The organism is Proteus columbae (assembly GCF_009914335.1).
Taxonomy (GTDB): domain Bacteria; phylum Pseudomonadota; class Gammaproteobacteria; order Enterobacterales; family Enterobacteriaceae; genus Proteus.
This window is the reverse complement of record NZ_CP043925.1, coordinates 3,700,432-3,724,762: the sequence shown is the minus strand read 5'-3', so window position 1 is coordinate 3,724,762 and position 24,331 is coordinate 3,700,432. Positions and strand designations below refer to the sequence as shown.

At 41.9% G+C, this 24,331-nt stretch carries 18 protein-coding genes, 2 tRNA genes, 3 rRNA genes and 1 riboswitch; of the genes, 13 read left to right on the top strand and 10 right to left on the bottom strand.

Annotation, left to right across the window (positions count from 1 at the left end):
• Positions 1-21: 21 nt before the first annotated feature.
• Genes thiH through thiC form a run of 6 tightly spaced genes read right to left on the bottom strand, consistent with a single transcriptional unit; the run spans position 22 to position 5,444 of the window.
• On the bottom strand, positions 22-1,140 hold the full coding sequence (thiH, locus tag F1325_RS17345) for a 2-iminoacetate synthase ThiH (protein ID WP_109374345.1): 1,119 nt from the start codon (positions 1,138-1,140) through the stop codon (positions 22-24).
• Positions 1,140-1,919, bottom strand: a complete 780-nt coding sequence (locus F1325_RS17340; RefSeq protein ID WP_160230764.1) for a thiazole synthase — start codon at positions 1,917-1,919, stop codon at positions 1,140-1,142. Before F1325_RS17340 ends, thiH begins: the two co-directional genes overlap by 1 nt.
• Position 1,920: 1 nt before the next feature.
• Entirely contained in the window at positions 1,921-2,121 is a 201-nt protein-coding gene (gene thiS, locus F1325_RS17335) for a sulfur carrier protein ThiS (RefSeq protein WP_109374347.1), read from the bottom strand.
• Positions 2,118-2,867 carry a HesA/MoeB/ThiF family protein gene (locus F1325_RS17330; RefSeq protein WP_109374348.1) on the bottom strand — a complete coding sequence of 250 codons (750 nt, stop codon included), beginning with the start codon at positions 2,865-2,867 and terminating at the stop codon, positions 2,118-2,120. Before F1325_RS17330 ends, thiS begins: the two co-directional genes overlap by 4 nt.
• A complete protein-coding gene (gene thiE / locus F1325_RS17325) occupies positions 2,861-3,508 on the bottom strand; it encodes a thiamine phosphate synthase (protein WP_109374349.1) in 648 nt (215 codons plus the stop codon). The genes F1325_RS17330 and thiE overlap by 7 nt, the downstream gene beginning before the upstream one ends.
• Positions 3,492-5,444: a phosphomethylpyrimidine synthase ThiC gene (gene thiC, locus F1325_RS17320; RefSeq protein ID WP_109374350.1), complete on the bottom strand. Its 1,953-nt coding sequence runs from the start codon at positions 5,442-5,444 to the stop codon at positions 3,492-3,494. Before thiC ends, thiE begins: the two co-directional genes overlap by 17 nt.
• Before the next feature lie 141 nt (positions 5,445-5,585).
• Positions 5,586-5,708: riboswitch (TPP riboswitch) on the bottom strand.
• A 250-nt stretch (positions 5,709-5,958) separates the two neighbouring features.
• Here thiC and nudC point away from each other — a divergent pair.
• The 6 genes from nudC to F1325_RS17290 all read left to right on the top strand — a co-directional run bounded on the left by nudC (position 5,959) and on the right by F1325_RS17290 (position 10,402).
• Positions 5,959-6,744, top strand: a complete 786-nt coding sequence (gene nudC / locus F1325_RS17315) for an NAD(+) diphosphatase (protein ID WP_109374356.1) — start codon at positions 5,959-5,961, stop codon at positions 6,742-6,744.
• Positions 6,745-6,832: 88 nt separating this feature from the next.
• On the top strand, positions 6,833-7,906 hold the full coding sequence (gene hemE, locus F1325_RS17310; protein ID WP_109374351.1) for a uroporphyrinogen decarboxylase: 1,074 nt from the start codon (positions 6,833-6,835) through the stop codon (positions 7,904-7,906).
• Complete coding sequence (gene nfi / locus F1325_RS17305; RefSeq protein ID WP_109374352.1) at positions 7,899-8,567, top strand: deoxyribonuclease V; 669 nt, start codon at positions 7,899-7,901, stop codon at positions 8,565-8,567. Before hemE ends, nfi begins: the two co-directional genes overlap by 8 nt.
• Before the next feature lie 74 nt (positions 8,568-8,641).
• On the top strand, positions 8,642-9,232 hold the full coding sequence (locus F1325_RS17300) for a YjaG family protein (protein WP_023583105.1): 591 nt from the start codon (positions 8,642-8,644) through the stop codon (positions 9,230-9,232).
• Positions 9,233-9,422: 190 nt separating this feature from the next.
• Positions 9,423-9,695 carry an HU family DNA-binding protein gene (locus tag F1325_RS17295; protein ID WP_004246922.1) on the top strand — a complete coding sequence of 91 codons (273 nt, stop codon included), beginning with the start codon at positions 9,423-9,425 and terminating at the stop codon, positions 9,693-9,695.
• A gap of 44 nt (positions 9,696-9,739) precedes the next feature.
• Positions 9,740-10,402 carry a DUF1481 domain-containing protein gene (locus F1325_RS17290; RefSeq protein WP_244313532.1) on the top strand — a complete coding sequence of 221 codons (663 nt, stop codon included), beginning with the start codon at positions 9,740-9,742 and terminating at the stop codon, positions 10,400-10,402.
• Between the two features lie 24 nt (positions 10,403-10,426).
• Here the strand turns inward: F1325_RS17290 and purD are convergent, their stop codons facing one another.
• Positions 10,427-11,716 (bottom strand): phosphoribosylamine--glycine ligase, encoded by a 1,290-nt coding sequence (purD, locus tag F1325_RS17285; protein ID WP_109374354.1) that lies wholly within the window; start codon positions 11,714-11,716, stop codon positions 10,427-10,429.
• Between the two features lie 12 nt (positions 11,717-11,728).
• Positions 11,729-13,318, bottom strand: coding sequence for a bifunctional phosphoribosylaminoimidazolecarboxamide formyltransferase/IMP cyclohydrolase (purH, locus tag F1325_RS17280; RefSeq protein ID WP_109374355.1), 1,590 nt, complete (start codon positions 13,316-13,318; stop codon positions 11,729-11,731).
• A gap of 617 nt (positions 13,319-13,935) precedes the next feature.
• Here purH and F1325_RS17275 point away from each other — a divergent pair.
• The 5 genes from F1325_RS17275 to rrf all read left to right on the top strand — a co-directional run bounded on the left by F1325_RS17275 (position 13,936) and on the right by rrf (position 19,313).
• Positions 13,936-15,478 (top strand): 16S ribosomal RNA (locus F1325_RS17275).
• Positions 15,479-15,549: 71 nt separating this feature from the next.
• Positions 15,550-15,626: transfer RNA gene (locus F1325_RS17270), tRNA-Ile, on the top strand.
• A 135-nt stretch (positions 15,627-15,761) separates the two neighbouring features.
• Positions 15,762-15,837 (top strand) — tRNA-Ala (locus F1325_RS17265).
• Between the two features lie 338 nt (positions 15,838-16,175).
• Positions 16,176-19,079, top strand: a 23S ribosomal RNA gene (locus F1325_RS17260).
• Between the two features lie 118 nt (positions 19,080-19,197).
• Positions 19,198-19,313, top strand: a 5S ribosomal RNA gene (gene rrf, locus F1325_RS17255).
• Together the 16S, 23S and 5S rRNA genes with 2 tRNA genes alongside form the textbook arrangement of a ribosomal RNA operon.
• 116 nt (positions 19,314-19,429) lie before the next feature.
• Here the strand turns inward: rrf and idi are convergent.
• On the bottom strand, positions 19,430-19,966 hold the full coding sequence (idi, locus tag F1325_RS17250) for an isopentenyl-diphosphate Delta-isomerase (RefSeq protein WP_109373142.1): 537 nt from the start codon (positions 19,964-19,966) through the stop codon (positions 19,430-19,432).
• A 322-nt stretch (positions 19,967-20,288) separates the two neighbouring features.
• Between idi and F1325_RS17245 the strand changes: the two genes are divergently transcribed.
• The gene (locus F1325_RS17245) at positions 20,289-21,392 is read left to right on the top strand and encodes a glycerol dehydrogenase (RefSeq protein ID WP_109373143.1); all 1,104 of its coding nucleotides are present in this window, start codon (positions 20,289-20,291) and stop codon (positions 21,390-21,392) included.
• Positions 21,393-21,447: 55 nt separating this feature from the next.
• Here the strand turns inward: F1325_RS17245 and metA are convergent, their stop codons facing one another.
• Positions 21,448-22,377, bottom strand: coding sequence for a homoserine O-acetyltransferase MetA (gene metA / locus F1325_RS17240; protein ID WP_109373144.1), 930 nt, complete (start codon positions 22,375-22,377; stop codon positions 21,448-21,450).
• A 339-nt stretch (positions 22,378-22,716) separates the two neighbouring features.
• Between metA and aceB the strand changes: the two genes are divergently transcribed.
• The gene (gene aceB / locus F1325_RS17235) at positions 22,717-24,309 is read left to right on the top strand and encodes a malate synthase A (protein WP_109373145.1); all 1,593 of its coding nucleotides are present in this window, start codon (positions 22,717-22,719) and stop codon (positions 24,307-24,309) included.
• Positions 24,310-24,331 lie beyond the last annotated feature (22 nt).

The following is a 24,331-nucleotide window of genomic DNA, read 5'->3' as shown; positions in this document are numbered from 1 at the left end:
TTTATATTATTCAAATTTTAATTAACGACCCAAGTAATTATCCCAATCTTTCCATACAGGTTGTAATCCTCGCTCTTTTAATACGTTAATAACATCATTTACATGGCGATTATCATTAGGTGAAAACTGTTCTAGCTCTTCATGACTATCAGAATATCCACCGGGTTGGGTTTTAGATCCTGCGCTAATATTATTAATTGCTAACGGCACTGTGTTATCGCGAAAATAAGGAGATTCTCGTGTTGAAAGTGAAAGCTCAACGTCTGGTGCCAAAATGCGAAAAGCACAGATCAATTGAACTAATTCAGCTTCACTCATTACCGATGCAGGGCTAAGCCCACCAGCGCAAGGACGTAAACGAGGAAAAGAGATAGAGTAACGGCTTTTCCAATAGCGTTTTTGTAAGAACAAGAGATGTTCTGCCACCATATAACAATCGCTACGCCACTGACTTGAAAGGCCAATCAACGCACCTAAACCAATTTTATCAATTCCTGCTTGCCCTAATCTATCAGGTGTTTGTAGTCGCCAATGGAAATCTTGTTTTTTACCTTTTAGATGATGAAGCTGATAAGTTGGTTCATGATAGGTTTCTTGATAAACCATCACGCCATCAATACCTAGTGTTTTTAATTCTGCATACTCTTCTGTTGCAAGAGGTTGTACTTCCATCATTAATGAACTGAAATTTTCTCGAATAAGAGGGATATATTGGCGAAAATAATCCATACCCACTTTTCTTTGGTGCTCTCCAGTCACTAATAACAAGCTATCAAAACCTAACTGCCTGATGCTACTGCATTCAGCGATGATTTCATTTTCATTTAATGTTTTACGTTTAATGGCATTACTCATTGAAAAACCACAATAAGTACAATCATTCGCACATAGATTAGAAAGATAAAGTGGAACATATAATCCCACAATATTACCAAAACGTTGTCGAGTGAGTTGTTGAGCACGTTGTGCCATAGGCTCTAAATAATGGCGACCCGCAGGCGAAATTAGCGCCATAAAATCATCAAGTGTAAGGGAATGGCGATTTAATGCGGCTTCAACATCCGCATTGGTTTTACTATTGAGTTTTAATGTAATGTCATCCCAGTCGAGTTGTTGCCAATAATCAGAAAATGTGTCCATTAGTATGCCCCTAAATATTGGGTTAATGGACTAGAAGCTTTCGCTTGCATATTCACAATTGAAGCAGGTGTCGCAAGTCCTGATTGTCGAGCAAGTTCACCAGCATCAAGCGCTGCTTTAAATGCTTGTGCCATTAGAATAGGATTTTTGGCAACAGCAATTGCGGTATTAACTAATACTGCATCAGCACCTAACTCTAAAGCTTCGAGTGCATGACTTGGTGCACCAATACCAGCATCAACAACAACAGGAATTGAGGCTTGTTCAATGATAATTCGTAGGAAATCACGAGTCTGTAAACCTTGATTTGAGCCAATAGGAGAACCTAAAGGCATTACAGCTGCACAGCCAACCTCTTCTAAACGACGACATAAAACAGGATCAGCACTGCAATAAGGTAACACAACAAAACCTTCTTTAACGAGGATTTCAGCGGCTTTAAGTGTTTCAATAGGATCGGGTAATAAATATTTAGTGTCAGGATGAATTTCTAATTTTACCCAATGGGTGCCAAAGGCTTCTTTGGCTAAACGAGCCGCAAAAACAGCTTCTTGTGCTGTTTTTGCACCGGATGTATTAGGTAATAATTTTACCCTTAATGATTTAAGTGGTGCGATTAAATCATCATTACCATTCTTTAAATCCACACGCTTCATTGCCATCGTGACTAATTGGCTACCCGAAGCCTTAATGGCTTCTGTCATAAGCGTTGGTGTTGCAAATTTTCCTGTGCCTGTAAAAAGTCTAGATGTGAATGTTGTATCAGCAATTTTTAACATATCAGCCCCCTGCAATTGCTTGGAAGAGAAGAATAGTATCGCCATCATTAATAAAATGTGTTTCCCAATTTTCACGGGGAACAATGGTTTCATTGACAGCAAGCGCCACACCGATGTGTGGCTGTTCTAACTGAATAAGGAGCTGACAGATAGTGACAGGCATATCCAGAGAATATTGTTCGTCATTTACGGTAATGTTCATGCTACCCCTCGACAAACAGGACATGTTTTTGATGGTGTTAAATGCAAAGTACTCCAATTTTGTTTTCTACCATCGAAAAGGCGAAGTTTTCCACTTAGAGAACAAGGTAAGCCTGAGAGTAATTTGATTGCTTCAAGGGCTTGAAGTGTGCCAATAACCCCAACAACAGGTCCTAATATACCTGCTGTTTTGCAGTTTCTTTGTGGCTCAGTTTCATCAGGATAAAGACAGTGATAGCAACCTTGAGTAAAAGGAGGTTCAAATACCATAAGCTGACCACTAAAGCCCACGGCACTACCACTAATAAGTGGAGTTTGCTGTGCGACACAAGCACGGTTAATCGCTTGACGAGTGAGCATGTTATCTGTGCAATCTAAAACTAAATCGACCTCTTTAACTAATTTAGATAATGAATCATCATTAATACGTTGTTTATAAGAAGTAATTTTTATATCCGGATTTAGTGCAAGTAGAGACTGCTTTGCGACTTCTGATTTGGCATCGGGAATATCTTGAGTGCGATAAAGAATTTGACGCTGTAGATTAGAAACATGTAACTCATCATCATCAACTAAAATAAGCTCACCAATACCTGCACCAGCAAGATAAAGTGATGCGGGAGAGCCTAATCCGCCAAGTCCAATAATCAATACCTTTGCTTGTTGAAGTTTGTTTTGACCCTCTAAGCCAATATCTTCTAACATCACTTGTCGGCTATAACGCATAAAATCATTATCATTTAGCATGATGGTTTTCCTTCCACTAATTCTAATAATTTACGAGTCACTTGTTGCCAATCTGGTGCTTTTGTTATTGCACTAACCAAGGCAACGCTCCCCACCCCAGTTGCAACAACATCAGGTACTCTTTCTAGTGAGATCCCACCAATAGCAACCGTTGGAAAATCGGGTGTCTGCTCTACTTGATGTCTGAGTGCCTTTAAACCTTGAGGTTTAGATGGCATATCTTTTGTGGTGGTTGGAAATATATGCCCTAATGCGATGTAAGATGGACGTAATATTTTCGCTCTTTGTAATTCAACTTCGTCATGAGTGGAAATACCAAGGCGTAATCCTGATTGTTTAATGGCATTAAGGTCGGCAATATCGAGATCTTCTTGACCAAGATGAACACCGTAAGCGTGATGTTTAATGGCGAGTTGCCAGTAATCGTTGATAAACAGTCTTGCGTGATACTGTTTGCCCAGTTTTATTGCTTCGATGATCTCTTGTTCAACGTCGTCTGGCTGTTTATCTTTTATTCGTAATTGCAGGGTGGTAACGCCTATTTTTAATAGGCGTGCGATCCATTCAACAGAATCAACAACAGGATAAAGCCCAAGCTTTTTTTCTGTTAATGCAAAAGGTGTATTAGAGGATCTGTTCATTTTCAGGCACCTCAACACTGGCGATTTCTGCACTGTGGTATAACTCACTTCCATGCTCTTTAAAGGCTTGAGACATTTTCTCCATACCTGCCGCATAATCGCGTACTTCTTGTGTTATCTTCATTGAGCAGAATTTAGGACCACACATTGAACAGAAATGAGCGACTTTTCCTGAAGCCTGAGGTAGCGTTTCATCGTGATATTGACGTGCAGTTTCAGGATCAAGAGCCAAGTTAAATTGGTCTTCCCATCTAAACTCAAAGCGCGCTTTCGACATTGCATTATCACGAATTTGAGCGCCGGGGTGTCCTTTTGCTAAATCGGCTGCATGAGCGGCGATTTTATAAGTGATAAGACCTTGTTTCACATCTTCTTTATTAGGTAAACCAAGGTGTTCTTTTGGTGTAACATAACAGAGCATTGCGCAACCAAACCAGCCAATCATTGCTGCACCAATACCTGATGTGAAGTGATCGTAACCCGGCGCAATATCTGTAGTGAGAGGGCCTAATGTATAAAATGGTGCTTCATGACAATGTTCCAATTCCTCTGTCATATTGCGGCGGATCATCTGCATTGGAACGTGGCCAGGGCCTTCTATCATGACTTGAACGTCATACTCCCATGCAATTTTTGTCAGCTCACCTAGAGTATGTAATTCAGAAAATTGTGCTTCGTCATTGGCATCTTGAATCGAACCTGGTCTTAATCCATCGCCCAGTGAGAGGGAGACGTCATAAGCGGTACAAATTTCACAGATTTCACGGAAATGTTCGTAGAGGAAATTCTCTTTATGATGTGATAAACACCATTTTGCCATTATCGAACCGCCACGAGACACTATGCCCGTTAGTCGTTTTGCTGTCATTGGCACATAACGTAACAATACACCAGCATGAATAGTAAAATAATCAACCCCTTGTTCTGCTTGTTCAAGCAAGGTATCTCGGAACATTTCCCAAGTGAGATCTTCAGCAATACCGTTAACTTTCTCGAGAGCTTGATAAATTGGAACTGTACCAATAGGAACAGGGCTATTGCGAATGATCCACTCACGCGTTTCATGAATATAACGGCCTGTTGAGAGATCCATTACGGTATCCGCTCCCCAGCGTGTAGACCAAATTAGCTTTTCAACTTCTTCTTCAATTGAGGAGGTGACCGAAGAGTTCCCGATATTGGCATTCACTTTCACTAAGAAATTACGACCAATAATCATTGGCTCTGATTCTGGGTGATTGATATTGGCTGGAATGATTGCTCGACCAGCTGCAACTTCTTGGCGTACAAACTCAGGGGTAATATTGTCAGGGAGATGAGCACCAAAGCTAAACCCTGCGTGCTGTTGGCGTAAAACTTCGCTACGAATTCTCTCTCGCCCCATATTTTCACGAATAGCAATAAACTCCATTTCAGGCGTAATAATGCCTTGGCGAGCATAATGCAATTGGGTCACACTTTTGCCATTTAGCGCTTTTTTAGGGCTTGGTTTTAAGGGAAAACGCAGATGCTCTAATCCAGCATCAGAAAGGCGCTGTTGGGTGAAATCAGAACTTAAAAGTGAAAGCGTTTCGGTATCATTGCGCTCATCAATCCAAGGTTGGCGTATTTTTTTTAAGCCAAGGTTAACGTCAAGTTGAGAATCAGGATCACCATAAGGGCCTGATGTGTCATATACCGGTACAGGTTCATTATCTTCAAAAACAGGGGAATCTTTTGATCCTCCTACTAGCGTTTTATCAAGCTGGATCTCACGCATGGGTACTTGAATGTCAGTGCGTGAGCCTTCGAGATAAATGCGTTTTGAATTGGGGAAGCTTACGCCTTGAATGGTGCTGATAAACTCTTGAGCAGCATCACGTTGCTCTTTTCGTGGACGCTGTTTGTTGATCGTTGGTGAAATATCTTTAACGGATATAGTTTGATTTTGGGACATAGCATTTCCTAATAAATATCATGCAGGCTATTAGCCTGTCGGGTGAATATTGAGAAAAATGCTTGTCTGGAGGTCGCAGGGAGTATCGACAGATAGGTGTATATAGATGTGTGAAAAATATACGCAATGAAGCTATCAAAAGGTCGAATCACTCTTGTTCCCTTCGCGGGTATTAACCCGATCAGGTTCCGCGGATCCCGAATTAACGGTCTCAGCCTGTGTTTATAATAGCCTTATAAACACTAGGCACTCCGACAAGAAGAAGTCCAGTATATGAAAGATTTTAAAAACTACAAGTCCGATATGGGTTATTTATTTAAATCCCAATATTGTTGTTCCCAACCTTTCATTTGTGAAATTTGAATAATGGTTACACTCAATAACATTAATATAATTTATGTTTTTAGTGAGTGGATGTTAATGAATCATAGAAGACAGAGATAATACATTGAGAGGTTCTTGCTAAAGAGAGTATCCTCTATTCTATATCATTATTTTGGATAGAATGGTCGTTATGCATTTATATACATTAACAGGCTCAGAAAAGGGCTGGTGGACAGTCAGTCTTGGTGGGCGAGTGTGGTTACCTAAAGGTGAACTTCCGTTTGGCTTAGCTAAAGATTGGGATCTCATTGGTCAGCACGCCAAAATTGTGGGTGAATGGCAAGGTGAAACAGTTTGGCTTATTCATGGAAAAATGGATAACGACATGTGCTCACCAAGACTTATCGCCTCACAAGATGAAAACTTATTTAAATTAGTCGGTCGTGGTGTTCAACTGGCTGAGTTTTATCGTTCTCACCGTTTTTGTGGTTATTGTGGTTCTAAAATGCGTCATAGTGAGAGTGAATGGGCGTGTTTATGCGATAACTGCCATGAACGTTATTATCCGCAAATTGCCCCTTGCATTATTGTGGGTATTCGACATGAAGATAAGATCTTATTAGCACATCATGTTAGGCATAAACATTCACCTCTTTACACTGTACTCGCTGGTTTTGTTGAGGTTGGTGAAACATTAGAAGAAGCAGTGGCTCGTGAAGTGTTTGAAGAGAGCAATATTCGTATTCGCAATATTCGCTATGTATCATCTCAGCCTTGGCCGTTTCCTCATTCTTTAATGATGGGATTTTTGGCCGATTATGATGGTGGCGAACTACAACATGATCCTTCTGAATTAATGAGTGCGGGTTGGTATCGTTACGATCAATTACCCCAGATCCCACCACCAGATACAATTGCTCGACGCTTGATAGAAGATACGATAGCGAATATCAGACAAGATAAAGAAAAGAGCTAAATAAAGGCGCTGTCTGCCAACAGTTATTTCTCCAGCATGTTACAATGCATGCTATTTTGCGGCCCTATTACTGTTAATGGAGTTAGTCATGAGTGAGTTGAAAAACGACCGCTATTTACGTGCGCTGTTGCGCCAACCTGTTGATGTCACCCCAGTTTGGATGATGCGTCAGGCAGGCAGATATCTTCCTGAATACAAGGAAACACGGGCACAGGCGGGAGATTTCATCTCATTGTGCAAAAATACAGAATTAGCATGTGAAGTGACATTACAGCCTTTAAGACGCTTCCCTTTAGATGCCGCTATTTTATTTTCTGATATTTTAACTATTCCAGATGCAATGGGGCTAGGTCTTTACTTTGAAACAGGTGAAGGCCCTCGTTTTAAATCACCTATCAACAGCCTTGCTGATATTCAAAAACTGCCTATTCCTGATCCTGAAGATGAACTAGGATATGTGATGAATGCAGTACGTGCCATTCGTCATGCATTGCAAGGTAGTGTGCCATTAATTGGTTTTTCAGGAAGCCCTTGGACACTGGCAACCTATATGGTTGAGGGTGGAAGTAGTAAGGCCTTCACAAAAATTAAAAAAATGATGTATTCAGAGCCTCAAGCTCTACATCTATTACTGGATAAACTGGCAGATAGCGTTATTCTGTATCTGAATGCTCAAATTAAAGCGGGCGCACAATCTATCATGATCTTTGATACATGGGGTGGTGTGCTAACAGGGCGTGATTACCAACTCTTCTCATTACACTATATGCATAAGATTGTTGATGGTCTTATCCGTGAATATGATGGAAGAAAAGTACCAGTCACTTTATTTACCAAAGGTGGTGGTCGCTGGCTAGAAGCTATGGCTGCGACAGGTTGCGATGCATTAGGACTTGATTGGACGATTGATATTGAAGATGCACGCCGTCGAGTTGGGGATAAAGTTGCGCTACAAGGTAATATGGATCCTTCTATGCTGTATGCACCACCTGCCAGAATAGAACAAGAAGTCGAAACTATTCTTGCTGGGTTTGGTAAAGGCAACGGTCATGTCTTTAATCTTGGGCACGGTATTCATCAAGATGTTCCACCTGAACATGCTGGTGCATTTATTGATGCGGTTCACCGTTTATCGAAGCCTTATCATCAGGATAATGATTAATACCCAACAATTACGTCAGGAGCAGACAGAAAAAGCTCAACAGATTATTCTAACAGACCAATTCACAGCACCAACTTATATAGCTGGTGCTGATGTTGGTTTTGAAGACGGCGGCGCGGTCACTCGCGCCGCCATCGTGATAATGCATTATCCTTCTTTCGAAATTCTTGAATACCAAATCGCGCGAATTCCTACGACTCTCCCTTATATCCCTGGTTTGCTTTCATTTAGAGAGTGTCCAGCGTTACTAGCTGCTTGGCAATTAATCAAACAGAAGCCTTCTCTTATTTTTGTCGATGGACAAGGTATTGCTCATCCTAGAAGGCTTGGTGTTGCAAGTCATTTTGGTTTATTAGTGGATACACCGACTATTGGCGTGGCAAAAAGTCGTTTATGTGGCATTGATAAAGCAGTTAACGAAGAGGTGGGAAGCCATGAGCCGTTAATGGATAAGAATGAACAAATAGGGTGGATTTATCGCAGTAAGAAAAAATGTAAACCCCTGTATGTTTCTCCGGGTCATAAAGTGAGTATGGAAGGTGCTTTGCAGTGGGTTGAGCTGTGTATGAAAGGATATCGATTGCCAGAACCAACGCGTTGGGCTGATGGTATTGCTTCAAATAGGCGATTATTTGAGCAGTTGAATAAGAATAAGCTCTAAATGATCGGGAAATATGTGGATATTTTTAATTTTCAGGTAAACTGCGCCTAAGTTAAGAAAATGAGTAATCACGAATGTTGAAGAACCCAATCCATTTACGTTTAGAAAAGCTAGAAGCTTGGCAACACCTGACGTTTATGGCATGCCTGTGTGAGAGAATGTACCCAAATTATCAGGTATTTTGTCGTGAAACAGGTTTTACCGATCCAATGCTTTATCGCCGTATTCTCGATCTGGTTTGGGAAACTTTAACGGTGAAAGATGCAAAGGTTAATTTTGATTCTCAATTAGAGAAATTAGAAGAAGCAATTCCTGATGCATCTCAGTTCGAGATTTATGGTGTCTATCCTGCGATTGATGCCTGTGTTGCACTTAGTGAAATTGTTCACTCTCGTTTAAGCGGTGAATCATTAAGTCACGCTATTGAAGTGAGTAAATTATCAGTAGGGACAGTTGCTTCACTTGAAATGACACAAGCAGAAAGAGAAATGAGTGAAGAAGAGCTTAGATCTCTACCTGCTGTTATTGAAGAATTCGATATCCAATGGGAAATTTACCGTCTACTTGTAGAATGTGAAGAAAGAGATGTCGAACTGATCAAAGGTCTACGTGCAGACCTTCGTGAAGCTGGAATGAGCAATATCGGTATAGAATTAACGCACTAAATCAGAAAAACGTGATTTAGTGCTTGAAAAGCGACGTTTAAAGACTTCACATCACCCCCGTGTATGTTCTACATTGGGTACGAAAAGAAGTGGCTCAGGTGTTTTACTTAATTTATCCTCTTAAAAAGATAAGTTAAGTTTTTTCACCAGATGTTTTTCAAACGATAAAACATACTTTAAGGACTATTTTATGAACAAAGCTGAATTAACCGAATCAGTTGCTGAAAAAGCGGATCTGACAAAAACTCAAGCAAAAGCTGCTATTGAAGCGTTTATCGATTCAGTAACAGGTGCTCTGAAAGAAGGCGATTCTGTACAGTTAGTTGGTTTCGGTACATTCAAGGTGAATCACCGTGCAGAGCGTACTGGTCGTAACCCTCAAACTGGTAAAGAAATTAAAATTGCAGCAGCTAACGTTCCTGCATTTACTGCCGGTAAAGCACTGAAAGACGCAGTAAAATAATTCCTTTGAACGGAATGAACAATAGAGGGGGATTTACTCCCCTTTTGTTGAAACGACAGGGGCTGTTAGCAATAGGATCTGCTTTTTTGCTCAGCGCCTGCTCCTCTACTGTGCAGCTACCTGAATTTTCTGCAACAGGTTATATTGCGGACGAAGGCATTGTGCGATTATGGCGTTTAAATAATACAGCGTCAGAACCTCAAGTGATCATGAGTGTTTATAGCTTTTATAAAAAGCCAGAAACTGTCATCACATTCTATGAGTATCGCCAAAATAAGCTTTGGCAAGTCCGCTCTGAAGTTATCAATCCTACCGAGCCCTCATCTTGGCACCTTCGTTTAAATAAACGTGGTGAAGTTATTTTCATGCAACAAGAAAGCCAAAAGCAAAAACGAGCATTAACAGAAGATGAACGTTTAAGAATGGTGTTTGCTGCAAGTAAAGAGCGTGAAATCAGCGAAGCGCTTACTATTGGGAAAGTAAATTTAGTACAGGGTGTCTGGTATCAAAATACAATGACAACATGTGCTGGCGAGAAGGTGAGTGTTTCATTTGAAGGTCCGGAACAACGCTGGTTAAAAACGAGAGCGCGCAATCCAAATAAGCCTTCTTATGTTGCTTGGCTTGATTCACCAGAAGGTAAGCAATTACTTATGGTTGCAGAACACGATTTTTGTAAATGGGAACCAACAAAAGAGAGCTTGTGATCACTCCCTTTTGCCGTTGTTAAATTATTTCTTTAAGCGTGCAATCGCTCGATAGCCGATATCATGACGATAAAAACTACCATCCCAATGAATACCTTTCGCTAAAGCATAAGCATTTTTTTGAGCTTGCTCGATATCATCACCTAATGCAGTCACACATAATACTCGCCCGCCAGCAGTGATAACTTCGCCTTTGTCATTGAGTGTTGTTCCAGCTTGAAATACCTTTGCCGTTGTTGACGATGTTGGTGTTAAGCCTTCGATAACATCACCTTGACGATAATCCGCAGGGTAGCCGCCTGCTGCAATCACAATCCCTAAAGCTGGGCGAGGATCCCAATGGGGATCTTTATCTTTTAAATTACCTTTTGCTCCAGCTAAACAGAGTTCAACTAAGTCAGATTGCATACGCATCATAATAGGTTGAGTTTCTGGATCACCAAAACGACAGTTAAACTCAATAACCTTAGCAACACCTTGTTTATCAATCATCAGTCCAGCATAAAGGAAACCTTGGTAGCGATGTCCTTCAGAAGCCATTCCTTTTACTGTTGGATAAATGATCCTTTCCATTACTTGCTGGTGGATTTCTGGTGTAACAACAGGTGCTGGCGAATATGCACCCATTCCCCCAGTATTAGGACCTGTATCGCCATCGCCGACACGCTTATGATCTTGGCTTGTTGCCATTGGAATAACGTGTTCACCATCAACTATGACAATAAAGCTAGCTTCTTCACCATCAAGATATTCTTCGATAACAATACGGTGCCCTGCATCACCAAAAACATTGCCAGCCAGCATATCTTTAATTGCAGCTTCAGCCTCAGCTTGTGTCATTGCAACAATAACGCCTTTACCTGCTGCTAAACCATCTGCTTTGATAACAATCGGCGCGCCTACTTTATTGAGGTACTCAAGTGCAGGCGCTATCTCTGTAAAATTTTGATAATCCGCAGTTGGAATTTTATGTCGAGCTAAAAAATCTTTTGTAAAAGCTTTAGAACCCTCTAATTGAGCGGCTCCTTTTGTTGGACCAAAGATGGTCAGTCCCGCTGCTTTAAAGGCATCAACAACACCAATAACAAGTGGGGCTTCAGGGCCAACAATTGTTAAATCAATATTATTCTCTAGAGCAAAGGCAATTAATGCAGGAATATCCGTTGCACTGATTGCAACGTTTTGTACGCCTTGCTCTAACGCTGTTCCAGCATTACCCGGCGCAACAAAGACTTGTGTAGTAAGCGGTGATTGAACGGCTTTCCAAGCTAAAGCATGCTCACGACCACCATTACCAATAATCAAAATCTTCATATCAATACCTTATTAATGACGGAAGTGGCGCATATTGGTGAAAATCATCGCGATGTTATGTTCATTTGCAGCTGCAATCACTTCATCATCACGAATTGAACCACCAGGCTGAATAACACAAGTCACACCGGCAAGTGCTGCTGCATCAATACCATCTCTAAATGGGAAGAATGCATCTGATGCCATTGCACAACCTGCAACTTCTAAGCCTTCATCAGCGGCTTTAATCCCCGCAATTTTTGCAGAATACACACGGCTCATTTGTCCTGCACCAATACCGACAGTCATATCGTTTTTTGCGTAAACAATGGCATTTGATTTTACAAATTTTGCGACTTTCCAGCAGAAGAGTGCATCTTTAAGTTCACGTTCACTTGGTTGACGTTGAGTGACTACTCTTAAGTTTTCTTCTTTTACCATACCCAAGTCACGATCTTGAACTAACAGTCCACCATTAACACGTTTGAAATCTAACGCTGGTTTGGCTTCATGCCATTGACCACAAGCTAATACACGAACATTTGGTTTTGTTTCTAAAATCGGTAGCGCATCTTCATTAATAGAAGGAGCAATGATCACTTCAACAAACTGGCGTTCGATGATTGCACTTGCTGTTTTTGCATCTAATGGACGATTGAATGCGATAATACCGCCAAATGCAGAAGTTGGATCGGTTTTAAATGCATTGTCATATGCTTGTGTGAGAGTGTTCGCAATTGCAACTCCACAAGGGTTTGCATGTTTCACAATAACACATGCAGGCTCGGAGAATGATTTCACACATTCTAACGCGGCATCAGTATCAGCGATGTTGTTATAAGAAAGTGCTTTGCCTTGTAATTGGTTTGCAGTGGCAATAGATGCTTCCTCTATATTCTCTTCTATATAGAAAGCTGCTTGCTGATGAGCATTTTCACCATAACGCATATCTTGTTTCTTTATATAGTTCAGATTTAAGGTTCGAGGGAAAGTACCTGATGGTTGTGAAGTATCACCATAATAAGGTGCAACCTTCTGACCAAAGTAGTTAGCAATCATTCCGTCGTAAGCAGCTGTATGTTCAAAGGCTTTAATCGCCAAATCAAAGCGTGTGTCTAAAGTAAGACTATTTTCGTGATTATCCATTTCTTCAATCACTCTTTCATAGTCATTACTATTTACTACAATCGTAACGTCTTTATGATTTTTTGCTGCGGAGCGAACCATTGTTGGTCCACCAATATCGATATTCTCCACTGCATCTGCTAATGAGCAATCTGGGCGAGCTACCGTCTTAGCGAAAGGATAAAGATTTACGACGACCATATCGATAGGTCGAATTTCATGTTCTTCCATAATCGCATCGTCTTGTCCACGACGACCTAAAATTCCACCATGTACTTTAGGGTGCAGCGTTTTCACTCTGCCATCCATCATTTCTGGGAAACCTGTGTAATCGGAGACTTCAATAACCGGTAAGCCAGCTTCTGCTAATAGACGTGCGGTTCCACCTGTCGATAAGAGTTCTACTTCTCTTTCAACAAGTGCTTTAGCAAATTCTAAAATACCTGCTTTATCAGACACACTTAAAAGTGCACGGCGGATAGGACGAAGATGTTGCATGAGTTTTATCCCTTGGGGTTGGTATAACGGTAGTAATGGTGAAGTTAAATCACATTAATACAGTGAAATTGTGTTTGCTTAACTAACATTTCAGAAGATGGACACAAAATCAATCTTACTTAATCGGTCATTATAATAACGCAAACGTTTGCGTTTGACATGCTAATTTTATGTAAAAAGACAATCTGTGGATAAAATTGTTGATAAGTGCGTATAAGTGGGGGTTTTGCTGTGGAATTAAGCAAACGATTTTTTTTCTAAAAAAAACTATTGCCAGCCTCGGAAAACTCCCTATAATGCGTCCTCGTTGTCACGGCAAACCACGCTAAGTGAGTTAGCCGAGAGAACGAAGAAAAAAGTGAAAAAGCCTTGAAAATAAACGCTTGACACTGAATGAGGAAGATGTAGAATGCACCTCCTCGCAACAACGCAGAAGACCGGAAACGGCAGCGAATGTTGCACTGCTCTTTAACAAATTATCAGACAATCTGTGTGGGCACTCGCAGAGACGATATCTTCTAAAATATTAGATGTATCAAGTCTTGAAGAGTGAACAACAAAAGTAAATTCATTTATGAATAGCTAAGTTTTCGATTTCTTTGAGCATCAAACACTTTTAATTGAAGAGTTTGATCATGGCTCAGATTGAACGCTGGCGGCAGGCCTAACACATGCAAGTCGAGCGGTAACAGGAGAAAGCTTGCTTTCTTGCTGACGAGCGGCGGACGGGTGAGTAATGTATGGGGATCTGCCCGATAGAGGGGGATAACTACTGGAAACGGTAGCTAATACCGCATGACGTCTACGGACCAAAGCAGGGGCTCTTCGGACCTTGCGCTATCGGATGAACCCATATGGGATTAGCTAGTAGGTGAGGTAATGGCTCACCTAGGCGACGATCTCTAGCTGGTCTGAGAGGATGATCAGCCACACTGGGACTGAGACACGGCCCAGACTCCTACGGGAGGCAGCAGTGGGGAATATTGCACAATGGGCGCAAGCCTGATGCAGCCATGCCGCGTGTATGAAGAAGGCCTTAGGGTTGTAAAGTACTTTCAGTTGGGAGGAAGGCGTTGATGCTAATATCATCAGCGATTGACGTTACCAACAGAAGAAGCACCGGCTAACTCCGTGCCAGCAGCCGCGGTAATACGGAGGGTGCAAGCGTTAATCGGAATTACTGGGCGTAAAGCGCACGCAGGCGGTTGATTAAGTTAGATGTGAAATCCCCGGGCTTAACCTGGGAATGGCATCTAAGACTGGTCAGCTAGAGTCTTGTAGAGGGGGGTAGAATTCCATGTGTAGCGGTGAAATGCGTAGAGATGTGGAGGAATACCGGTGGCGAAGGCGGCCCCCTGGACAAAGACTGACGCTCAGGTGCGAAAGCGTGGGGAGCAAACAGGATTAGATACCCTGGTAGTCCACGCTGTAAACGATGTCGATTTGGAGGTTGTTCCCTTGAGGAGTGGCTTCCGGAGCTAACGCGTTAAATCGACCGCCTGGGGAGTACGGCCGCAAGGTTAAAACTCAAATGAATTGACGGGGGCCCGCACAAGCGGTGGAGCATGTGGTTTAATTCGATGCAACGCGAAGAACCTTACCTACTCTTGACATCCAGCGAATCCTTTAGAGATAGAGGAGTGCCTTCGGGAACGCTGAGACAGGTGCTGCATGGCTGTCGTCAGCTCGTGTTGTGAAATGTTGGGTTAAGTCCCGCAACGAGCGCAACCCTTATCCTTTGTTGCCAGCGCGTGATGGCGGGAACTCAAAGGAGACTGCCGGTGATAAACCGGAGGAAGGTGGGGATGACGTCAAGTCATCATGGCCCTTACGAGTAGGGCTACACACGTGCTACAATGGCAGATACAAAGAGAAGCGACCTCGCGAGAGCAAGCGGAACTCATAAAGTCTGTCGTAGTCCGGATTGGAGTCTGCAACTCGACTCCATGAAGTCGGAATCGCTAGTAATCGTAGATCAGAATGCTACGGTGAATACGTTCCCGGGCCTTGTACACACCGCCCGTCACACCATGGGAGTGGGTTGCAAAAGAAGTAGGTAGCTTAACCTTCGGGAGGGCGCTTACCACTTTGTGATTCATGACTGGGGTGAAGTCGTAACAAGGTAACCGTAGGGGAACCTGCGGTTGGATCACCTCCTTACCTAAGAGATACGTGTTATGTGCAGTGCTCACACAGATTGTCTGATGAAGAACGAGCAGAAATACCGGTATAGGCTTGTAGCTCAGGTGGTTAGAGCGCACCCCTGATAAGGGTGAGGTCGGTGGTTCAAGTCCACTCAGGCCTACCACTTTTCCTTTATGCTGTGTTGTGAAGCAACTCGTTTACTTTAAGTAAACTTCGTTACTCCATGCCTTGCCTAAAGAAAAAGCTTCTTTTATAAAGAAGAAAAGGAGTGGTTATACAGGTATTAAGAATGCATTATGGGGCTATAGCTCAGCTGGGAGAGCGCCTGCCTTGCACGCAGGAGGTCAGCGGTTCGATCCCGCTTAGCTCCACCATAATTTCTTGAATATAAAACAATAATTCAGAGTATATTAGCAATAGTATACTGCGAATTATTTTGCTCTTTAACAATCTGGAACAAGCTGAAAAATTGAAAACAAATCAATATATCACCGAGGTATATTGATGAGTCTCTCAAAATCTCAGACCTTGAATGTGTGATACTCCAAGGCGAGTGTCATGAGCGAGCAACAGCAATTCTAGGCGGACAGCGCGCAGTAAGCGCAGCATACATAAGTATGTGAGCATTACGAGCACTGCCCAACAACGAATTGATGCTTGTGTAGCCATGACCTTTAAAGTCGTCTTCGAGAGAAACACCTTCGGGTTGTGAGGTTAAGCGAATAAGCGTACACGGTGGATGCCTAGGCAATCAGAGGCGATGAAGGACGTGCTAATCTGCGATAAGCGTCGGTAAGGTGATATGAACCGTTATACCCGACGATTTCCGAATGGGGAAACCCAATATCCAATGGATATTATCATTAACTGAATACATAGGTTAATGAAGCGAACCGGGAGAACTGAAACATCTCAGTACCCCGAGGAAAAGAAATCAACCGAGATTCCCCTAGTAGCGGCGAGCGAACGGGGAACAGCCCAGAGTCTTAATCAATAGCAGCATCAGGAGAACGGTCTGGAAAGTCCGGCAGTAAAGGGTGATAGCCCCGTATCTGAAGATGCTGTTATTGTGAACTCGACGAGTAGGGCGGGACACGTGTTATCCTGTCTGAATATGGGGGGACCATCCTCCAAGGCTAAATACTCCTGATTGACCGATAGTGAACCAGTACCGTGAGGGAAAGGCGAAAAGAACCCCGGCGAGGGGAGTGAAAAAGAACCTGAAACCGTGTACGTACAAGCAGTAGGAGCCTCTTCGTGAGGTGACTGCGTACCTTTTGTATAATGGGTCAGCGACTTATATTCTGTAGCAAGGTTAACCGAATAGGGGAGCCGTAGGGAAACCGAGTCTTAACTGGGCGAATGAGTTGCAGGGTATAGACCCGAAACCCGGTGATCTATCCATGGGCAGGTTGAAGGTTGGGTAACACTAACTGGAGGACCGAACCGACTAATGTTGAAAAATTAGCGGATGACTTGTGGATGGGGGTGAAAGGCCAATCAAACCGGGAGATAGCTGGTTCTCCCCGAAAGCTATTTAGGTAGCGCCTCGTGAACTCATCTTCGGGGGTAGAGCACTGTTTCGACTAGGGGGTCATCCCGACTTACCAACTCGATGCAAACTACGAATACCGAAGAATGTTATCACGGGAGACACACGGCGGGTGCTAACGTTCGTCGTGAAGAGGGAAACAACCCAGACCGCCAGCTAAGGTCCCAAAGTCATAGTTAAGTGGGAAACGAAGTGGGAAGGCTCAGACAGCCAGGATGTTGGCTTAGAAGCAGCCATCATTTAAAGAAAGCGTAATAGCTCACTGGTCGAGTCGGCCTGCGCGGAAGATGTAACGGGGCTAAACTATGCACCGAAGCTGCGGCAGCGATATGTAAATATTGTTGGGTAGGGGAGCGTTCTGTAAGCCTGTGAAGGTGTGCTGTGAGGCATGCTGGAGGTATCAGAAGTGCGAATGCTGACATAAGTAACGATAATGCGGGTGAAAAACCCGCACGCCGGAAGACCAAGGGTTCCTGTCCAACGTTAATCGGGGCAGGGTGAGTCGACCCCTAAGGCGAGGCTGAAAAGCGTAGTCGATGGGAAACGGGTTAATATTCCCGTACTGGTGGTAACTGCGATGGGGGAACGGAGAAGGCTAGGTTGTCCGGGCGACGGTCGTCCCGGTTCAAGCATGTAGGCAGAGTGATTAGGCAAATCCGGTCACTTAATGCTGAGGTGTGATGACGAGCCACTAAGGTGGTGAAGCAATTGATGCCCTGCTTCCAGGAAAAGCCTCTAAGCTTCAGGTTACCAACAATCGTACCCCAAACCGACACAGGTGGTCAGGTAGAGAATACTCAGGCGCTTGAGAGAACTCGGGTGAAGGAACTAGGCAAAATGGTGCCGTAACTTCGGGAGAAGGCACGCTGGCGGTAAGTGAAGTCCCTTGCGGACGGAGCCGAAGCCAGTCGAAGATACCAGCTGGCTGCAACTGTTTATTAAAAACACAGCACTGTGCAAACACGAAAGTGGACGTATACGGTGTGACGCCTGCCCGGTGCTGGAAGGTTAATTGATGGGGTTATCCGTAAGGAGAAGCTCTTGATCGAAGCCCCAGTAAACGGCGGCCGTAACTATAACGGTCCTAAGGTAGCGAAATTCCTTGTCGGGTAAGTTCCGACCTGCACGAATGGCGTAATGATGGCCAGGCTGTCTCCACCCGAGACTCAGTGAAATTGAACTCGCTGTGAAGATGCAGTGTACCCGCGGCAAGACGGAAAGACCCCGTGAACCTTTACTATAGCTTGACACTGAACATTGAGCCTTGATGTGTAGGATAGGTGGGAGACTTAGAAGTGTGGACGCCAGTCTGCATGGAGTCAACCTTGAAATACCACCCTTTAACGTTTGATGTTCTAACCTAGGCCCATAATCTGGGTCGGGGACCGTGTCTGGTGGGTAGTTTGACTGGGGCGGTCTCCTCCTAAAGAGTAACGGAGGAGCACGAAGGTTGGCTAAGCATGGTCGGACATCATGCGGTTAGTGCAAAGGCATAAGCCAGCTTGACTGTGAGAGTGACGGCTCGAGCAGGTACGAAAGTAGGTCTTAGTGATCCGGTGGTTCTGAATGGAAGGGCCATCGCTCAACGGATAAAAGGTACTCCGGGGATAACAGGCTGATACCGCCCAAGAGTTCATATCGACGGCGGTGTTTGGCACCTCGATGTCGGCTCATCACATCCTGGGGCTGAAGTAGGTCCCAAGGGTATGGCTGTTCGCCATTTAAAGTGGTACGCGAGCTGGGTTTAGAACGTCGTGAGACAGTTCGGTCCCTATCTGCCGTGGGCGTTGGAAGATTGAGAGGGGTTGCTCCTAGTACGAGAGGACCGGAGTGAACGCACCACTGGTGTTCGGGTTGTCATGCCAATGGCATTGCCCGGTAGCTAAGTGCGGAAGAGATAACCGCTGAAAGCATCTAAGCGGGAAACTTGCCTCGAGATGAGTCTTCCCTGTCACCTAGAGTGACCTAAAGGAACGTTTAAGACTAAGACGTTGATAGGCTGGGTGTGTAAGCGTAGCGATACGTTGAGCTAACCAGTACTAATGAACCGTGAGGCTTAACCTGACAACACCGAAGGTGTTTTGTCTGAGAGACGAACATCGATGAAGTAAGCTTGTTTAAGATTGAATATTGCTGGTTACTGAGAAAGAAACAACAGTAACGGGTAATGATACCGAATTTGCTTGGCGGCCATAGCGCAGCGGACCCACCTGAATCCATGCCGAACTCAGAAGTGAAACGTTGTAGCGCCGATGGTAGTGTGGGGTCTCCCCATGTGAGAGTAGGGAACTGCCAGGCATTAAATAAGACGAGAAAGCCAACCCAATGGGTTGGCTTTTTTGCGTTTGGGGCTTTTAAAAAGATCAAAAGAATAAGCAATTGATTTTGTATTTAGGTTGTTAATAAGATAATTGCTAAATAATGCCTTGGCTCCAACGAGAAAATTGCTCAATTCCCATCCTATTTAATATATAACGAAACCAAACACTGTAATTTTGTGGGTTTTCTTCGGTATCTTGATAGAGTGTATCTAAAGAAATCCAACGATAATTCATCACTTCATCTGGGTTGCTATGTGGTAATTCATTACTAAACCCAAGAAATAGATGATCAAATTCATGCTCTATCAGATCATTTGTCACTTTTTCGTTATACAGAATAGTTCCAATAGGTTGCATATCACATTTCATGCCTAATTCTTCATCTAAACGACGATGAATAGCATCTGAAAGTAATTCGTTTGGAAGCGGGTGGCTACAACATGTATTTGCCCATAAACCACCAGAGTGATATTTAGATATTGCACGTTGTTGAATAAGTAATTGCTGTTTTGAATTAAAAATAAATATTGAAAAGGCTCGATGTAAGGCGCCTACAATATGAGCTTCAAGCTTTGGCATTGTTCCTAGCTCATTATCATTTTTATCTACGAGAATAACAGCGTCTTCCACAAGAAATCACCTTAATAAAATAATATATTGTTATAGCGTGAATATAACATGACTGTATATCAAATAACGATTTATTGTGTTGTCCTTTTTATGGCATCACAGTGATGATGCCTTTATTATAGTAATAAATACGTAGGTAATCTGCTTTTTTAAAATCATCTAAAAATAACTATTTGTTTTATATAAATTAAAAATAATGAATTTAAATGATTTAGGTAATGACTATCAGAGAGTTTACTAGATTCATATTATGATGAGAGGTAAGATGAAATACTAATTCTGCTACTGTTTGTAGCAAAATCTAAAATAAAGGAATTTAGTTATGTCATCTATATTACCTCGCTCTGTAACCTCGCCAAAAAAATTCTTTATTGGTAGCCAATTACTGTCTTCTGTCGGTAAATATGTAAAAGATTTTGGTGATAATGCATTTATTATTAGTGATGAGTTTTTTTTAGAAAAAGTAACTAAAGAAGCGGCTCCTTCTCTAAAAGAAAATGGTATTGTTTCACTGGTTGAAAAATTTAATTACGAATGTACTGAGGCAGAAGTTAATCGCCTTGGTAAAATTGCGGTTGAAAATAAAGCAAACGTTATTATTGGAATTGGAGGAGGTAAGACATTAGATGTGTCTAAAGCCGTTGCTTATTATCAACACATTCCTGTTATTTTATTCCCAACTATCGCTTCAACTGATGCACCTTGTACTGCATTATCTGTTTTATACAAAGAAAATGGTGAGTTTGATAAATACTTATTCTTACCACAAAATCCAGATGTTGTTATTGCTGATACCGCTATTATTGCATCAGCCCCACAACGCTTTTTCTCAGCAGGTGTTGGCGACGCCTTAGCAACTTACTTTGAAGCACGAGCTTGTTATCAAGCAGACGGCTTAAATTTAGTCAATCAACGTCCATCACGTACAGGCCTTGGTTTAGCACAACTTTGTTTTGAAATGTTAAGTGAAAACATTGATAAAGCAATGGATGCTATTCGCCACAAAATTACCACTCCTGCATTAGAGCAAACTATTGAAGCAACAATCTACCTAAGTGGTGTTGGTGCTGAAGCCGGTGGTTTAGCAGCTGCTCACGCAGTAAATAATGGTATGTCTGCTGTTGAGTCTTTACACCGAGTTCAACATGGTGAAAAAGTGGTATTCGGTTTATTAACTCAATTAGTGTTAGAAAATGCACCACAAGAAGAAATTGATGAAGTGATCCGTATTATTAAAGCGGCAGAATTACCACTGACACTTGAAGATATGGGCATGAAAGAATTCATTGAAAGCGAATGGCGCACTGTTGCTAAAATCGCCTGTGCTGAAGGCGACACGATGGGTAATATGCCAATGAAAGTGACTGAGGAAGATGTTTATAATGCAATGATCGCAGCTAACGCATTGGCTCATCGTTATAAATAATTCTTAGTTTAGTAATGATTATCTTAAAACCCCAAATTGATTTTGGGGTTTTTCTTTAATCTAATGTTGGATTCATTTGGGTAAGATCGAACGGTGTTATCTGATAAACATAGTAGTTCAACCAATTAGCAAACAATAAATGTCCATGACTACGCCAAGAAGCGATAGGTTTTTTACTCGGATCATTACTAGGAAAATAGTTTTCGGGTAATTTAGGATCTAGCCCTGCTTTAACATCACGATGATATTCATCTGCTAGTGTATTGGGATCGTATTCTGGATGCCCAGTTGCAAAAACAACTCTTTTATCTTTTGATGCAAATAAATAAGCGCCAGCTTCTTCTGATGTTGCAAGGATCTCTAAATCAGTATTGTTTTGAATAAAGTCGATAGGAAAACCAGCATAACGAGAATGCGGAGCAAAGAAAGTCTCATCAAATCCGCGTGTTAACAGTGAAAATGGTGAGCAAGTATTATGACTATATACGCCTGAAATTTTTTGTTCTAGCGTGTATTTAGGTAGGTCGTATAAGATATTCAATCCAGCTTGAGCCGCCCAACAAATAAAGAGTGTAGAAGTCACATGCTCTTTAGCCCATGTAATAACTTCTTTTATTTCATCCCAATAAGCCACATCTTCAAATTCAACTAGCCCTAATGGTGCACCTGTGACAATAAGTCCATCGAAATTTTGTTCTTTAATTTGGTCAAAATCACAATAGAAAGTATCGAGATGCTCTACCGGAGTATTTTTAGGAACACGAGAGTCAATACGCAATAATTGAATATCAATTTGAAGAGGACTATTAGAAAGCAATCGCAGAAATTGATTTTCTGTTTCTATTTTCTTTGGCATTAAATTAAGGATAAGCACTTTTAATGGGCGAATATCTTGAATACTCGCTCTACTGGATGTCATAACAAAGACATTCTCTTTTTGTAAACAGCGGACTGCGGGTAGCTCATCGGGCACTCTAATTGGCATTTCAATAACCTCTAAAATACATCTAGACATCTAGAAGCCTGAATTTATCTAATAACTTTTTAAATGTCGAGGTCTTCATGTGGTGTATGAAGAATATTCATATAAGAAAAAGCTATATAGCTAAAATCATCAGACATTAACATTCTTTTTCTCCGTCTATTACCGATCTCTTCCAGATCCCTCGAATTATTTTGAAATTCTGATTTTTGTACAATAAAAAAACACCGATGTAATCACATTGTTAAAAATTATTTAAATAAAAATGGAATTCATTTTTGATTTTTGTGAAAACTGCATTAATCTTAATCAGGTGTGTAAACGCTTTTAGGGGAATGCAGAATGTCACAATCGTTAACTACAGAAGAATTAAATTTTACGCAATCTTTTGGTGAACAGGAAAAGAATATATTAAATCATGATGTTAAGTGTTTTTTAACTGATTTAGTAAATCATTTCTCAGATAGACGCCATGCTTTATTAGTTGAAAGAGATAACTGGAAACACAGAGTTGATAATGGTGAACTTCCTGATTTTATTTCGGAATCAGATTCCATTATAAAATCAGAATGGAAAGTTAATCCAATACCTAAAGATCTTCAAGACCGTCGAGTGGAAATAACAGGGCCTGTTGATCGCAAAATGGTTATCAATGCACTAAATGCTAATGTGAAAGTCTTTATGGCGGACTTTGAAGACTCCTTAGCGCCTACATGGGACAAAGTAATTGATGGCCAGATCAATTTGCGTGATGCCGTCAAAGGCACTATTTCTTATACCAATGAAAAAGGTAAATGTTATCAACTTAAAGCGTCACCTGCGGTATTGATTGCAAGAGTAAGAGGACTCCACCTTCCTGAGAAGCATGTGCTATGGCAAGGGAAGCCTATTGCAGGGGGATTATTTGATTTTGCTTTGTATTTTTACCATAACCACAAAGCCTTATTAGAAAAAGGGAGTGGCCCTTATTTTTACATTCCTAAATTGCAAACATGGCAAGAGGCTAAATGGTGGAGTGATGTTTTTCATTTCACTGAAAAGCGCTTTGGTTTAGCAACAGGAACCATTAAAGCCACAGTATTAATTGAAACCTTACCCGCTGTTTTTCAAATGGAAGAAATTCTTTTTCATATGAAAGAGCATATCGTTGGACTTAATTGTGGTCGTTGGGATTATATTTTTAGCTATATCAAGACATTAAAAAATTACCCAGATCGTGTATTACCTGATAGACAAGGGATCACGATGACTCAACCTTTCTTAAGTGCTTATTCACGTTTACTGATCCAGACTTGCCATAAACGGGGTGCTTTTGCGATGGGCGGAATGTCTGCATTTATCCCAAGTAGAGATCCTGAGCAAAATGGCATTATTTTGAAAAAGGTATTTGACGATAAAGAGTTTGAAGCAACAAATGGCCATGATGGTACCTGGATTGCTCACCCTGGCCTTGCTGAAACAGTATTGTCTGCTTTTGATGCGGTATTGGGGACTCGCTCCAATCAGCTCGATGTACAACGCAATGAAAAAATAACGGCAGAAATGTTATTAGCACCTTGTACAGGTGAACGTACAGAAAAGGGCATGAGAGCGAATATTCGTGTTGCTGTGCAATATATCGAAGCGTGGATTTCTGGTAATGGTTGCGTACCTATCTATGGATTAATGGAAGATGCAGCAACAGCGGAAATATCGCGTACCTCTATTTGGCAATGGATCCGCCATCAAAAAACACTGTCTGATGGGCAAGTCGTGACTAAAGATCTCTTTCGTAAAATGCTGAAAGAAGAGCTTGAAGTGATACACCAAGAAGTCGGTGATACTCGTTTTAAAGAAGGGCGTTTTAAAGAAGCGGCTTCTTTGATGGATAAGATTACAACCCAAGATGAATTAGTCGATTTTCTGACTTTACCGGGTTACCAACTTTTAAATTAAAAAAGATACGTCAAAACGTATT